Raw genomic sequence first — 14,452 nt, forward strand, 5'->3', positions numbered from 1 at the left:
CTCACCATGTGGACCCCATTGTCCACTGGTTGGCCACGTTCCCCCAACTGGGTCGCAGTAAGTGTCGTTATGAACGCTTATAACGACACTTACTGCTACCTAGTTGGGGTATTGGCCGGTGACCCGACTACCCGAGGCGGAAGGTATCACCCGCAGTATGCACCCGTGCTCGCGCTGTGCACCAGCTTGGCGTACTTGGCGAGCACACCCTTGGTGAACTTGGCCGGGAGGGGCGCCCAGCCAATCTTGCGGGATTCGAGCTCCGCCTCGTCGACCAGCAGGTCGAAGCTGCGGGCGGCGATGTCCACGCGGATCCGGTCCCCGTCCTGGACGAAGGCGATGGGGCCGCCGTCGACGGCTTCCGGTGCCACGTGGCCGATGCACAGGCCGGTGGTTCCACCGGAGAACCGGCCGTCGGTGAGGAGCAGGACGTCCTTGCCGAGGCCGGCGCCCTTGATGGCGCCGGTGATGGCGAGCATTTCGCGCATGCCGGGGCCGCCCTTGGGGCCTTCGTAACGAATGACCACAACGTCGCCGGCCTTGATCAGGCCCTGGTCCAGCGCGGCCAGGGCGCCCTGCTCACGCTCGAACACACGGGCGGTGCCTTCGAAGACGTCGGCGTCGAAGCCGGCGCTCTTCACCACGGCACCTTCAGGCGCCATGGTGCCGTGCAGGATGGTGATGCCGCCGGTCTTGTGGATCGGGTTGTCCATGGCACGGAGGATCTTGCCGTCCAGGTCCGGCGGGTTGATCGCGGCGAGGTTCTCGGCCACGGTCTTGCCGGTGACGGTGAGGCAGTCGCCGTGCAGCAGGCCGGCGTCGAGCAGTGCGCGCATGATGACCGGCACACCGCCGATCTTGTCAACGTCCGTCATGACGTAGCGGCCGAACGGCTTGAGGTCACCCAGGTGCGGAATTTTGTCGCCGATGCGGTTGAAGTCCTCCAGGTTCAGCTCGACCTCTGCTTCGCGGGCGATGGCCAGCAGGTGCAGAACGGCGTTGGTGGAGCCACCGAAGGCCATGGTGACGGCGATGGCGTTTTCGAACGCCTTCTTGGTCATGATGTCCCGGGCGGTGATGCCAAGGCGGAGCAGGTTCACCACTGCTTCGCCGGACTTGCGGGCAAATTCATCACGACGGCGGTCTGCCGAGGGCGGGGCAGCGGAGCCGGGAAGGGACATGCCGAGTGCTTCGCCGATGCAGGCCATGGTGTTGGCGGTATACATACCACCGCAGGCGCCTTCGCCGGGGCAGATGGCCTTTTCGATGCGGGTCAGGTCTTCGAGGCTCATCTTGCCGGCGGCGCAGGCACCGACGGCTTCGAACGCGTCAATCAGGGTGACTTCTTTTTCGGAGCCGTCCTCGAGCTTGACCCAGCCCGGCATGATGGAGCCCGCATACAGGAAGACGCTGGCGAGGTCCAGGCGGGCGGCAGCCATCAGCATGCCCGGCAGGGACTTGTCACAACCGGCGAGCAGGACGGAACCGTCGATGCGCTCGGCCTGCATCACTGTTTCCACGGAGTCGGCAATGACTTCACGGGAAACGAGCGAGAAGTGCATGCCTTCGTGGCCCATGGAGATACCGTCCGAGACGGAGATGGTGCCGAACTGCATGGGGAAACCGCCGCCTGCGTGAACGCCTTCCTTGGCGCCCTGCGCCAGCCGGTTCAGGGAGAGGTTGCAGGGAGTGATTTCATTCCATGAACTGGCAACGCCGATCTGGGGCTTCGCGAAGTCGTCGTCGCCCATGCCGACTGCGCGGAACATACCGCGTGCGGGGGCGGCATGAATCCCGTCGGTGACGACCCGGCTTCGGGGCTTGATGTCGATCTTGTTCTCGGTTGCTGTTTGGGTGTCCTCACTCATGGGTCAAAGTCTATGACTCCGATCGGGACGCCAACGACTCGAACGGCCCCTTTGGCCCATTTTCAGGATTATTTCGATCAAATAGTGGACGCTCGTCTCAAATTCTGAGACGGCCCCTGGTGGGCCTGCCGGAACCTAGACAGCCCTGTTCGCGCCGACGTACCGTCAGGGAACGGCAACCATGCCATTCGGACTGAAGGGCCCTGCTATGGATTTTGTCTTCTGGATTATCTTGATTGTGCTGATCGTGGGCGTTGTGTGGTGGCTGCTGAACCGCAGCAACTCCTCCGGCACCGGCGACTCCACGCCCGTTAGGACGGACGGGGGCCTCTCCGGCGGAAGTGCGGCTGCCTCGGCGGAAGCCGCTGGCACAACGGGCATTCCCAGCGCTGCGGGCTTCGGCACTGCTGAGCCGGCACCACCGACGACGGCCGACGACGCGCCCGAGCGGTCCAGCACGGCAGAACACCAGGATGCCGGCGCCGGGCCCCAAACCGGCCTTGAAGACGTCCACGTTGAAAAGGACACCAGCGTTGGGCAGGACACCGGCGTTCAACCCATCGCTGCCGGTTCCCCAGATGCTCCTGGTACCGCATATACCCCCACAACTGACCAATCGGAACGCCGGCCCGGCGAGGAACTGTCATCCCCTGAAGAGCCGGCCGGCTCTGCGGAGTTTTCCTCCCCTGAGAGACAGGCCCTTCCTGGAGAGCCGGCACGCACTGAGGACGTATCAACGCAGGAACCTGAAATCCAAGACCCCGGCAACCTGGAGGGCGGCAACCAGGAGGGCGTGAGCCGGCAGGCAGACGAAGCTGAGTGGGAAACCCAGTGGTCAGAGGCAAGTGCGTCAACCCAGCCCGCGGCCAGCCACAGGCCACCAGACGAAGCAGCCACCGCTATTGCAGAAACCCCGCTCTCCGAAGCGCCACCGGCCCAGGGCACCGGACCTGTGCATCACCCGGAGTACACGGAGCCCCACTCACCCACGCTGCCCGGCGCCGAAACGGCCGCTGCCGAAGCCGTTGAAGCCGAATCCGCGATCATCATGGAGCCCTCAACGGCGGCGGATTCCGACGCCGCGCCGGAACCGACAGGGCATCTGGCCGCGGACCAGCCCTACGGTGCCGGTTCGTCGTCGCCCGGCCCGGACGGCAGCGGACCGGCGGATTTCGACGTCAAGGCCGACGCCGGAACCATGGTCTATTACGAGGAGGGGCATCCTGACTATGAGCAGACGACAGCCGACGTCTGGTTTGAGTCGGCGGCCCACGCCGAAGCTGCCGGTTTCCGGGCTCCCCGGCGCACCCGCATCTGACCAGTCGGGGGAGCTCTTCCGTACCTTCGCGGCGGCCAAGGCTCCTGCGGGCGCCTTTGCAGTGATCCTGGCCCTGCTCCTGTCGGGCTGCACCGGGGACGCCGCCGATGCTCCCACCGGCAACATCACAGGACCCGGGACCGAAATCGTGACGGGCACTGGAATCACCATGCCACCGCAGATTGTGGCGCGGCTCGATCTTCAGCTCGACATTCCCTGGGCCGCGGTATTCCTGCCGAACGGAACCGGCGTCGTCTCCGAGCGTGACTCTGCGCTGCTGAAAGCTGTCCGTGATGGCAACGCCACCACCATCGGCCAGGTCCCCGGCGTTGTCCCAGGCGGTGAAGGGGGACTGCTGGGCCTCGCCCTATCCCCCGATTTCCCGGCCGACAGCTACCTCTACCTGTACTTCACGTCCGAGCAGGACAACCGCATCGCCCGGTTGAAGCTGACGGAACAGCCTGACGGAACCTTGGATCTTGGCGATCCCGAGGTGGTCTTTTCCGGAATCCCGAAGGCGTCCACCCACAACGGCGGCCGGATCCGGTTCGGCCCGGATGGGTTCCTATACGTAGGAACCGGAGACTCCCAGCGGAGGGAACAGCCGCAGGACCCGAACGCCCTGGGCGGGAAGATCCTGCGGCTGACTCCGGAAGGGGACTCCGCCCCGGGTAACCCTTTTGGCAATGCCGTTTACAGCCTGGGGCACCGAAACGTCCAGGGTTTGGCGTGGGACAGTTCCGGCCGGCTCTGGGCCAGCGAGTTCGGACCGGACGTCAACGACGAGCTCAACCTCATTGAGCCGGGTGCCAACTACGGGTGGCCAACAGTGACGGGGGCGCCACAGCGGGAGGAGTACCGCGACGCGAAGGTGGTGTGGCCTTCGACGGCGGACTCCTCACCCAGCGGCCTGGAAATTGTCGGGTCGACCGCGTACCTCGGTGCCCTGCGCGGCCAACGCCTCTGGTCGGTGGCCCTGTCCGGCGCGGAGGCAGGGGCACCTGTGGCCTATTTCACACGTGAATACGGCAGGATCCGTGACGTCATCCGGACCCCCGACGGCGGCTTCTGGCTGCTCACCAACAACGAAAACCCTGATTTTGTGCTGGTTCTTGCCCCTCCCGGCTGAGCCTGCCAGCCCCAGCGGCTTCGATTTCACATGGTCCGAAAGTTCGTGTAGAGTTTCATGTCGTTGCGGAGATCAACCGGGAAAGAAAAAGCCCGGATGGTCATCACATAAGAGATGCACCTCTAGCTCAATTGGCAGAGCAATTGACTCTTAATCAATGGGTTCCGGGTTCAAGTCCCGGGGGGTGCACAACAGAAACCCCGTCTTCATAGGCCTCAAGCCTGAAGGCGGGGTTTCGCTTTGCCCTGAAATCACTACAGGGGCTATGTCCTTCAGCCAAGGTGCACCTGATACTGGGCGGTCCGAACCGGCCGTCCGAGTGGCTCGCTGACCGTGCAGCCACGATGCGGGCCATTCCCGTAGTAACGCTGCGAAGCAGAGAAGACCCCGCCGTCGACAACGGCGGGGTCTTCTGCGGTCGGTTCTGGCTGTCTAGAGCCCGGTGGGCTGATCGAAGCGCTGACCTGCCGGGTTGGACGGGAGGATCATCATGACCAGGACGGCGATGCTGCCCAGAATGGGAACCAGGTGCAATAGGAGCAGCCAGCCGCTGAAGTTCCCGTCATGCAGTCGGCGGACCGACACTGCCAGGGAAGGCACAAGGGTGGCCAGCCCCCAGATGACGCCGAGGATGATTCCGACGATGGCGACCGGCCCGTACGACGGGGTTGCACCCAGGGCGGCGGACGTCGGTGCGGTCGTGCCGGCTCCGATGATGATGTTCAGGACGATGCCGATGATGGCGGAGACGAGCGTCCACCACCAGTATTCACTCCGGCTTGCACGGCCCGAGAACGCAGCGTACTTCTTGAAGAATCGCTTCACGGCGACCGGCAAAGGGGCGCCGTAATACGGTGCCCAGAGCGGCGGTTCACCGCCCTGGAAGTTTTGCTGCTGCGCCGGTGATTGTGAGTATTGCGGATAGCTCAAGGTTTCCCCCAATAGTTTGGTGTGTTGAGACGGGCTTATCGTACGTCGAAACGGACCTAAGACACAGTGTCGGTGACGACATAACCGTTAATCGCACCCGCCGAGAGAGGACACGCAAAGAGGCGGCACCACACGATGCCGCCCCTCAGATGTTCATGCGCGTCCGGCCGTGCAGGCCGTCGCCTCCTGCGAACTCGGATTCGGTCGCGGCGGCGCTCTCACTGCAAAACCTCGCAGCGGCGATACCAGCGGGGTCTTTTCCGGATTCCGGGGATTGCTAGCCGAGCGGGGACCCGTCCACCAGGGCGCGCGTTGACGGCGAGGCGAACTGGCTGGCCAACTCCCGGACCACTGCCTGGAGCTCCTGCCGCAGGGCGTCAGGGTCAATCGTCGCCGCGGCGAGTACCGAGCGTTCCATCTCAACCGCTGCCGCCGCGGCTTCCCGGCCGCTGTCGGTGAGGGACACCACCTGGCTGCGGCGGTCCGAGGTGCTGCGGACGCGGGCAATGTGGCCGTGGGACTCCAACCGACTCAACGTCTTACCCATTGTCTGGGCCTGAACGCGCACATATTGGGCGAGTTGGGCCTGTGTCATTGACCCCTGTGCTGAGAGGACTTCGATAGCGATCACGCCGGCGTGCGTCAGTCCGATGGCGCTTAGCTTTTCGTTCCACGAGTGTTCAACGAGGCGTGCCGCAGTGGACAATAGGCGCCCAGTGGGCCAGCGATCCATGTCAGGCATACCAGCAAGTATAGCTACGGCTGGTTAGCACCGGCCCTGGATGCTTACTAAACTGGTGTGTTCCGCCTGCAACGAGGAGATTAATAGTGGCTGACAGACTCTTGACCGGCGACGTGGCGCCCGGCTTCACCCTGAAGGATTCGTCGGGTAAGGACGTCAGCCTGGCTTCGCGTCACGGCGGCAGCACCATCGTCTATTTCTACCCGGCCGCAGCCACCCCCGGCTGCACCAAGCAGGCCTGCGACTTCCGCGACAGCCTGGCGTCCTTCACATCCGCCGGCTACCGGGTCCTGGGCGTCTCTCCAGATTCTGTGGACAAACTTGCCGCCTTTGCCGCCAATGAGGACCTTAGCTTTCCGTTGCTTTCGGACGGGGACCACGCCGTGGCCGAGGCCTATGGCGCCTGGGGCGAGAAGAAGAACTACGGACGGACCTATGAGGGACTCATCCGCAGCACCGTGGTGATCGATCCCGACGGCAAGGTGGCATTGGCGCAGTACAACGTCCGGGCCACCGGCCACGTGGCAAAACTGCGCCGCGACCTCAAGCTGGACGCATAACGCCTTAGGTGTAAAGGGGCACCGGTACGTGCGGCAGGAACCGGCTGACCGGAACCCCGCCGGCCGAGGCTACAATGGAAACTGGCATCCGCCGTCGTACGTTTTTTCCTAGGCCATCCGGCCAAGGTTGAGGACAACGGCGGCAACTGCCAAGCGCGAGTGGTGAAATTGGCAGACACGCAGGATTTAGGTTCCTGTGCCTTCGGGCGTGGGGGTTCAAGTCCCCCCTTGCGCACACTTATACAGAGATCCCGGGCCCGCAGGCCCGGGATCTCTGTCATTTAACTGCAGCCAGCTACGGCACACTCCCTGGTTGGGGGGAATCTAAAAAACTTTTTGGCGATCCACCCATCCGCTTCCGCACACCGGCCGAATACCCATTGAGACACCAGCCAAGGGCAGGTGCCCAACAGTCGGAAAAGGCCACGCAGCAGGCACAACGTCTGCAGCAGGCAAGTAAACGGCAGAAACCAAATAACAAGGAGAACCGAAATGCAGTCATTCAAGCGCACATCCTTCACCGTCGCAGGCGTTGCAGCTGCAGCCCTGTTGAGCCTCACCGCCTGCGGTGGAAGCACGACGACGGCCCCGAGCTCCTCGGCTCCGGCCGCCGCACCGTCAGCAACGAAGATGGCCCCGTCACCCTCCGCCAGCGCCAGCGCCAAGGCCATGGATCCGGCCGCAAACCTCGTGGGCGCAGGCTGCGCCGGCTACGCGGAGAAGGTCCCCACCGGTGCAGGCTCGGTTGCCGGGATGGCCCTTGACCCGGTAGCGGTCGCGGCATCCAACAACCCCATCCTGACCACCCTCACGGCAGCTGTGTCCGGCAAGCTGAACCCGAAGGTTGACCTGGTTGACACCCTTAACGGCGGCGAGTTCACAGTCTTCGCTCCGGTGGATGACGCCTTCGCCAAGATCGATGCCGCCACCATCGAAACGCTCAAGACGGACGACGCCCTGCTGAGCAAGATCCTGACCTACCACGTGGTCCCCGGCCAGATCACCCCGGACAAGATCGCCGGCACCCACGCCACGGTCCAGGGCGGATCCGTTACCGTGACCGGCAGCAAGGATGCCCTCATGGTTGATGGCGCCAGCGTGATCTGCGGCGGCGTCCAGACCAAGAACGCCACCGTTTACCTGATCGACTCGGTGCTGATGCCCAAGTAGTCCCTTCTCAAACCCAGAGGCCTGTTCCCACCGGAACAGGCCTCTGGCGTGTGCCCAGGGAGCACGGAGGTCTGTCAACTAGACTGTGTCCTTGGCCCGCAGTCGGCGGCGCCGCCCAGTTGCAGCCAGAGGTGATAGACGAGTGCCCAGCAGTACTTCGCGGCGGACGGTCATCAAGACCGGCGCCGTTCTTATGGCGTTAAGCCTGACATCCTGTACCGGCATCCCGTCGCCGTCACCAACACCCACGTCACCCTCGGGGGAACCCGCCGGCGTTGAGCCCAGCGAAACCTTCACGTTCGGCACGGCGTCCCAGCCCCTGGGCCTGGACCCTGCGCTCTCAAGCGATGTGGAAAGCTACCGGATCACGCGGCAGATCCTCGAAGGCCTGGTGGGCGTGGACCAGACCACCGGGAAACCCACGCCGCTGCTGGCAACGGAATGGTCCGAAGAAGACGAAGGCCGCTCTTACACGTTCAAACTCCGCAGCGGCGTCACGTTCCAGGACGGCACGCCGTTCAACGCCGACGCCGTCTGCGCCAACTTCAACCGCTGGTTCGCTTTCTCCCCGGAACTGCGGCGGCAAGCGCCGGGAAGCTCATTCAAGAGCGTGTTCAAGGCACACTCCGACGATGCTGCGCTTTCCATCTTCAAGAGCTGCACGGCCCTTTCCGCCGAAACTGTCCGGATCGACCTGACCCAGCGCTTCACCGCGTTTCTCCAGGCGCTCACCCTGCCGGCGTTCGCTATCGCGTCCCCGGCCGCCCTGGCCGCGGGCACGGCGGATGTCCTGGACCAGACCCGCGGCGGAAACCCGGTCTCCCGGTTCGCCACCAACCCTGTCGGAACCGGGCCGTTCAGCCTGGCCGCCTGGGAAGAGACGAGTGTCCGGCTGGACAGCCACAAAAACTACTGGGGTGACCGCGGGCAGATCTCCACCATCAATTTCGTCACGTACGACCACCCCCAGACGAGGCTCCAGGCACTCCTGGACGGCAAGATCGACGGCTACGACGCCGTCACGGTGGGCAATTTCGACCAGCTGGTCAAGCGGGGCATGCAGATCGTCCAGCGGGATCCGTTCTCGGTGATGTACCTGGGCATCAACCAGGAAATTCCGGTACTCCAGAACGAAAAGATCCGGCAGGCCATTGAGCTGGCCATCGACAAGGAAACCCTGATCCGCAAGTTCTTCATCGACAACACGGCCAAGGCCTCACAGTTCGTCCCGCCCAAGATCAGCGGTTTCAATAACGATGCTCCCGCGCTGGGCCACGATCCGGTCAAAGCCAAGGCCTACCTTGCCGAGGCCGGCTACCTCGGGGAAGAGATCAGGTTCTACTACCCGCTCAATGCCACCCGCCCCTATCTTCCCACGCCGGAGAAAATCTACGCCGAAATCAGCAGGCAACTTACCGCCGTCGGGCTCAACATCAAACCTGTCCCGGTGGACTGGTCCGAGGGCTATCTCCAGAAAGTGCAGTCTCCAGGGGACCACGGGCTCCACCTGCTGGGCTGGAACGGCGCGTACGCCGATGCCGACAACTTTGTGGGCCCGCTGTTCGGCGAAAAGAACGGCGAATTCGGTTACCAGGACCCGCAGGTCTTTTCCAAGATCAACCGCGCCCGCGGCCTCCCCGCAGGCAAGGAACGCGACGAGCAGTACCACACCATCAACGCCCAGATCGCGGCCACGGTGCCGGCCGTTCCCATCGCCTTCCCCATCTCGGCCCTGGCACTCTCGGACCGCGTCAGCAGCTACCCGGCGTCCCCGGTCCTGAATGAAGTTTTCACAAAGGTACAGCTAAAGCCTTGACGGTCCGGCCCAATTTCAGTATGCGGGCTGCCCGGGGATATTCTTTGACAGCCAGAGCCGCTGCTATCGGAGACTGATTGTGACCTTCATATCCAAGACCCAACATGCCGACGTCGTACTGATTGGCGGCGGCATCATGAGCGCCACGCTCGGGGCGTTCATCAAGCAGCTTGAACCGAACTGGACCATTTCCCTGTTCGAACGCCTGGATCAGCCCGGGCTGGAAAGCTCCGACCCCTGGAACAACGCCGGAACCGGCCACGCCGCCCTGTGCGAGCTCAACTACTCCCCCGCAGCCAAAGACGGCTCGGTGGACCCTGCCAAGGCACTGCTCATCAACGAACAGTTCCAGCTGTCCCGCCAGTTCTGGTCCCATCTTGTGGACGAATCCCTGATCGGCTCGCCCAAGGGCTTCATTAACACTGTCCCGCACATGAGCTTTGTGATCGGCGAGAACAACACCAAGTTCCTCAAGACCCGCTACGAGGCGCTCAAGCCCCACACGCTGTTCCGCAGCATGGAGTACTCCGAGGACCACGCTCAGATCGCCAAATGGGCGCCGCTGATCGTCAAGGGCCGGGACCCTAAACAGAACATCGCCGCCACGCGCGCAACCGAGGGGACCGACGTCGACTTCGGGGCACTGACCCGCGAACTCACCACGTACCTCGGGAACAACGGCGTCGAAATCAATTACGGCCATGACGTCAGTGGCATTTCCAAGGCGGCCGACGGCGGCTGGGACCTTTCGATCAAGCACCCGGCTTCCGGGGAACACGGCAAGATCCACGCCAAGTTTGTGTTCGTGGGCGCCGGCGGCGGCGCACTGCACCTCCTCCAGGCCTCCGGCATACCGGAGAGCAAGGGCTTCGGCGGTTTCCCCGTGTCCGGCCAGTTCTTCCGCTGCACCGACGAGAAACTCGCCGCCCAGCACAGCGCCAAGGTCTATGGCCAGGCGTCGGTGGGTGCCCCGCCCATGTCAGTCCCGCACCTGGACACCCGCTACGTGGACGGGAAGCGTTCACTGCTGTTCGGCCCGTACGCCGGCTTCTCCACGAACTTCCTGAAAAACGGCTCGTACCTTGACCTGCCGCTGTCCATCCGGCCCAGCAACATCATCCCGATGCTTGCCGTGGCCAAGGACAACATGGATCTCACCGCCTACCTCGTCAAGGAGGTGGCCAAGCGCCACGGCGACAAGGTCGAGGCACTGCGCGAGTACTACCCCGAGGCCAAGGACGGCGACTGGGAGCTGATTACCGCAGGCCAGCGTGTACAGATCATCAAGAAGGACCCGAAGCGGGGCGGCGTGCTGCAGTTCGGTACCGAGGTCATCGCCGGCCGCGACGGCACCATCGGCGCGCTGCTGGGTGCGTCGCCCGGCGCGTCCACAGCGGTGCCCATCATGATTGAGCTGTTGCAGAAGTCCTTCCCCAAGAACTTCAAGGGCTGGCAGGGCAAGCTCAAGGACATGATGCCGGGCTACGGCGTGAAGCTGGATGAGAATCCGGATCTGGCCGCAGAGCTCGAGGTGGCAACGGCCAAGGCATTGCAGCTGGAAAGCGTTTCCGCCAACCACTGACTCAGGCTGTCCGGCGGGCGTGAAGACCCTGCTGGACCGTCTGGTCCTCAGGAGTCCGTCAACCCCACAGGAGAGACCCGCGATGTTCCGGCTGGCACAACTTTCATTGGCAAACCGGGCGCTGATCGCGCTTATCACCGTCTTCGCGACGGTGTTCGGCGTGATCACCATGTCATCGCTGAAACAGGAACTCATCCCCTCCATTGAGTTCCCGCAGATCACCGTCCTCTCCGCCATGCCCGGCGCGTCACCCGAAGTCGTGGACAAGCAGGTCAGCGCACCTCTCGAAACTGCCTTGAACGGCGTCGAAGGCCTGGAATCCACGTCCTCGACGTCGCGCAACGGCGTCTCGCAGATCTCCATGGTGTTCACCTACGGGACAAACCTCGACCGCGCCCGGAACCAGATCGACCGGGCCATCTCCAACGCGAAGCGCTCCCTGCCGGAGGACGTGCAGCCGCAGGCCATCGCGGGCAGCATCAGCGACTTCCCCATCGTGTTCCTGGCAGTGTCTTCGGACAAGCCGCTGAGCGAACTGAACGCCGACCTGGCACGCCTGACCGTTCCCCGGCTCCAGAAGATCGACGGCGTCCGCGGGGCCGACGTGACCGGCGGCGCCACCCAGCACATCGAGATCCTCCCCCGGCCCGAGGTGATGGCCGCCAAGGGCGCCACGATCGAGTCCATCCGGAGCGCCCTCTCCAACAACGGCGCGCTGATCCCGGCGGGGACCATCCAGGAGCAGGGCAAGACGCTTTCCCTCCAGATCGGCAGCCCGGTGGATTCCCTGGACGCCATCAAGGCATTGCCCCTGGGCGGAGCCAAGGATGCCGCGACGATCGGCACGGTGGCCGACGTCAGCCTGCAGGACAACGAACGGACCTCCATCACCCGGACCAACGGCCAGGAAACGCTGGCGGTGTCCGTGACCAAGAAGCCCGAGGGCGACACCGTGGGAATCTCCCACGCCGTGAACGACTCGCTGGCCGCCCTTGAGGCCGAACTGGGGTCCAACGCAAAATTCACGGCCGTGTTCGACCAGGCCCCGTTCATCGAGAAGTCCATCAAGGACCTCACCACCGAGGGCCTGCTCGGGCTGGGCTTCGCCGTCGCCGTGATCCTTGTTTTCCTGATGTCGGCCCGCTCCACCCTTGTTACCGCGGTGTCCATTCCGCTCTCGCTGCTGATCACGTTTATTGGCCTGTCCGCCACCGGCTATTCACTGAACATCCTGACGTTGGGCGCGCTCACCATCGCGATCGGCCGGGTGGTGGATGACTCGATTGTGGTGATCGAAAACATCAAACGCCACCTCAGCTACGGCGAGGAGAAAGTCTCGGCGATCCTCACCGCTATCCGTGAGGTGGCCGGCGCCATCACCGCCTCCACCTTGACCACGGTGGCGGTCTTCCTGCCCATTGCCTTTGTGGGTGAGCTCGCCGGCGAACTCTTCCGGCCCTTCGCCCTGACAGTCACTATGGCGCTGCTGGCATCCCTGCTGGTATCGCTGACCATCGTGCCGGTACTTGCCTACTGGTTCCTCAAGACCCCCGCCGGTTCCGCAACAGGTTCGCCTGCTGGCCGCGAAGCTGCTGCCCGCGCTGCCGGTGCCGCCCGTGCCCAGGCCCAGGAGGCCGAACAGAAGAGCCGGCTGCAGCGCGCCTACCTGCCCGTCCTCAGCAAGACCCAAAAGCATCCCGTGGTAACCCTGGTCGCCGCCGTCCTGGTCCTCGGCGCCACAGCAGCCATGACGCCGTTGCTTTCCACCAACCTCCTCGGCAATTCCGGCCAAAACAGCATGACCGTCCGACAGGTTATGCCGGCGGGCACCAGCCTGGCCGCCACCAGCACTGCCGCCGTTAAGGTCGAGGAAGTACTCCGGGGCATCGAGGGTGTGAAGAATGTCCAGGTTACCTCCGGCAACGCGCAGGCGGGTTTTGCCGCCCTGACATCCTCCGGCTCGGCCAACTCCTCGTTCACCGTGGTGACGGATGAGAAGGCGAACCAGGCAAAGCTCCAGGAAACCGTCCGGGCTGAGGTTGGTAAAGTCGCGGGTTCAGGAAAGATTACGGTCGGCTCCCAGCAGGGTGGCTTCGGGACGTCCTCCACGGTGGACATCACTATCAAGGCTGCAACGTCCGAGGATCTCCGTAGGGCCAGCGAGGCCATGGTGGAAGCCATGACCGGCGTGCCGGAAACCAGCGAGGTGGCAACCAACCTCGCGGCCAGCCAGCCGGTGGTCCAGGTCAAGGTTGACCGGGCCAAGACCGCGGCGGCCGGACTGAACGAGGACCAGGTGGCCGGCGTCCTGGCTGCCACCATCAGCCCCATCCCCGCCGGGACGGTCCGGATCGACACCAACGATTTTCCGGTCCAGATCGGCAAGGGCACCAGGTTCGCCAGCATCGATGCCGTGCGCAACATCGCACTGCCCGCCGCTGGCGCGCCGGTGACCCTAGGCAGCATCGCGTCCGTGGAACAGGTGGATGTGCCGGTCTCCATTACCGCCAGCAACGGCCAGCGGACCGCCAAAGTGTCAGTCACGCCGTCGGGCTCCAACCTTGGCGCCGTGAATGCGGAGGTGCAGAAGCGACTCACTGAGGTCAGTCTCCCAGCGGGGGTCACCGCCGAACTCGGCGGCGCCACCACCCAGCAGGCTGAGTCCTTCCAGCAGCTGGGCCTGGCGCTCCTCGCGGCGATCGCGATCGTCTACGTCATCATGGTGGCCACCTTCAAGTCGCTGATCCAGCCCCTGATCCTGCTGGTTTCCGTTCCATTTGCCGCCACCGGCGCTGTGGCCCTGCTGCTGGCCACGGGTGTTCCCCTGGGCCTGCCGTCGCTGATCGGCATGCTGATGCTGGTAGGCATTGTGGTCACTAACGCCATTGTGCTTATCGACCTCATCAACCAGTACCGGCAGCCACGGGACGGTCGCGGCGGGATGAGCGTGGCTGACGCCATCACCCATGGCGCCCGGCAGCGCCTCCGCCCCATCCTGATGACCGCGCTGGCCACCGTTTTCGCCCTGACGCCCATGGCGCTCGGCCTGACCGGCGGCGGCGGCTTCATCTCCCAGCCGCTGGCAGTGGTGGTGATCGGCGGACTGGTGTCTTCCACCGCCCTCACCCTGGTGCTGGTCCCCGTGCTGTACCGGCTTGTGGAGGGCCGGCGCGAAACAAAAGCCCTGCGGCGCGCCATGCACGAGCGCCCGGAGTTTGCGGCAGCGGACGACGTCGACGCCGAGTTCAGCGACTGGACCACCGGCACGGTGCCCCGCGTCAGCGGCCGCCGGGCCGCCGCGGGCGACCCCCAGTAACGTCTGGAATATTCTCGCCGT

The 14,452-nt window shown here is 64.2% G+C and carries 10 protein-coding genes and 2 tRNA genes; 9 read left to right on the top strand and 3 right to left on the bottom strand.

Annotated elements, in window-relative coordinates:
* Positions 1-146: 146 nt before the first annotated feature.
* A complete protein-coding gene (ilvD, locus tag ACZY1F_RS14305) occupies positions 147-1,868 on the bottom strand; it encodes a dihydroxy-acid dehydratase (RefSeq protein WP_463942425.1) in 1,722 nt (573 codons plus the stop codon).
* A 208-nt stretch (positions 1,869-2,076) separates the two neighbouring features.
* On the opposite strand from ilvD, the gene ACZY1F_RS14310 reads away from it, so the two are divergent.
* The 3 genes from ACZY1F_RS14310 (at position 2,077) to ACZY1F_RS14320 (ending at position 4,504) form a co-directional block, all read left to right on the top strand.
* Positions 2,077-3,186: a sunset domain-containing protein gene (locus ACZY1F_RS14310; protein WP_463942426.1), complete on the top strand. Its 1,110-nt coding sequence runs from the start codon at positions 2,077-2,079 to the stop codon at positions 3,184-3,186.
* On the top strand, positions 3,098-4,315 hold the full coding sequence (locus ACZY1F_RS14315) for a PQQ-dependent sugar dehydrogenase (RefSeq protein ID WP_463942427.1): 1,218 nt from the start codon (positions 3,098-3,100) through the stop codon (positions 4,313-4,315). The genes ACZY1F_RS14310 and ACZY1F_RS14315 overlap by 89 nt, the downstream gene beginning before the upstream one ends.
* A 116-nt stretch (positions 4,316-4,431) precedes the next feature.
* Positions 4,432-4,504 (top strand) — tRNA-Lys (locus ACZY1F_RS14320).
* 243 nt (positions 4,505-4,747) lie between these two features.
* Here ACZY1F_RS14320 and ACZY1F_RS14325 read toward each other — a convergent pair.
* Together ACZY1F_RS14325 and ACZY1F_RS14330 are read right to left on the bottom strand one after the other, a co-directional pair.
* Positions 4,748-5,245 carry a DUF805 domain-containing protein gene (locus ACZY1F_RS14325; protein ID WP_463942429.1) on the bottom strand — a complete coding sequence of 166 codons (498 nt, stop codon included), beginning with the start codon at positions 5,243-5,245 and terminating at the stop codon, positions 4,748-4,750.
* Between the two features lie 277 nt (positions 5,246-5,522).
* On the bottom strand, positions 5,523-5,978 hold the full coding sequence (locus tag ACZY1F_RS14330; RefSeq protein WP_463942604.1) for a MarR family winged helix-turn-helix transcriptional regulator: 456 nt from the start codon (positions 5,976-5,978) through the stop codon (positions 5,523-5,525).
* A gap of 95 nt (positions 5,979-6,073) precedes the next feature.
* Here ACZY1F_RS14330 and bcp point away from each other — a divergent pair, with 95 nt between their 5' ends.
* The 6 genes from bcp to ACZY1F_RS14360 all read left to right on the top strand — a co-directional run bounded on the left by bcp (position 6,074) and on the right by ACZY1F_RS14360 (position 14,431).
* A complete protein-coding gene (gene bcp / locus ACZY1F_RS14335) occupies positions 6,074-6,547 on the top strand; it encodes a thioredoxin-dependent thiol peroxidase (RefSeq protein WP_463942431.1) in 474 nt (157 codons plus the stop codon).
* Positions 6,548-6,700: 153 nt separating this feature from the next.
* Positions 6,701-6,782 (top strand) — tRNA-Leu (locus tag ACZY1F_RS14340).
* Between the two features lie 257 nt (positions 6,783-7,039).
* A complete protein-coding gene (locus tag ACZY1F_RS14345; protein ID WP_463942433.1) occupies positions 7,040-7,717 on the top strand; it encodes a fasciclin domain-containing protein in 678 nt (225 codons plus the stop codon).
* Between the two features lie 142 nt (positions 7,718-7,859).
* On the top strand, positions 7,860-9,533 hold the full coding sequence (locus tag ACZY1F_RS14350) for an ABC transporter substrate-binding protein (RefSeq protein WP_463942434.1): 1,674 nt from the start codon (positions 7,860-7,862) through the stop codon (positions 9,531-9,533).
* Between the two features lie 79 nt (positions 9,534-9,612).
* Positions 9,613-11,115: a malate:quinone oxidoreductase gene (locus ACZY1F_RS14355; RefSeq protein WP_463942436.1), complete on the top strand. Its 1,503-nt coding sequence runs from the start codon at positions 9,613-9,615 to the stop codon at positions 11,113-11,115.
* Positions 11,116-11,197: 82 nt separating this feature from the next.
* Positions 11,198-14,431 carry an efflux RND transporter permease subunit gene (locus ACZY1F_RS14360; RefSeq protein WP_463942437.1) on the top strand — a complete coding sequence of 1,078 codons (3,234 nt, stop codon included), beginning with the start codon at positions 11,198-11,200 and terminating at the stop codon, positions 14,429-14,431.
* Positions 14,432-14,452 lie beyond the last annotated feature (21 nt).

The sequence above is a fragment of the Pseudarthrobacter xylosi genome (genome assembly GCF_055412765.1).

Excerpts from the sequence above, each read along its gene's own strand:
- ilvD (WP_463942425.1), bottom strand. The coding sequence starts at position 1,868 with ATGAGTGAGGACACCCAAACAGCAACCGAGAACAAGATCGACATCAAG.
- ACZY1F_RS14315 (WP_463942427.1), top strand. The coding sequence starts at position 3,098 with ATGAGCAGACGACAGCCGACGTCTGGTTTGAGTCGGCGGCCCACGCCG.
- ACZY1F_RS14360 (WP_463942437.1), top strand. The coding sequence starts at position 11,198 with ATGTTCCGGCTGGCACAACTTTCATTGGCAAACCGGGCGCTGATCGCG.
- ACZY1F_RS14345 (WP_463942433.1), top strand. The coding sequence starts at position 7,040 with ATGCAGTCATTCAAGCGCACATCCTTCACCGTCGCAGGCGTTGCAGCT.
- ACZY1F_RS14310 (WP_463942426.1), top strand. The coding sequence starts at position 2,077 with ATGGATTTTGTCTTCTGGATTATCTTGATTGTGCTGATCGTGGGCGTT.
- ACZY1F_RS14330 (WP_463942604.1), bottom strand. The coding sequence starts at position 5,978 with ATGGATCGCTGGCCCACTGGGCGCCTATTGTCCACTGCGGCACGCCTC.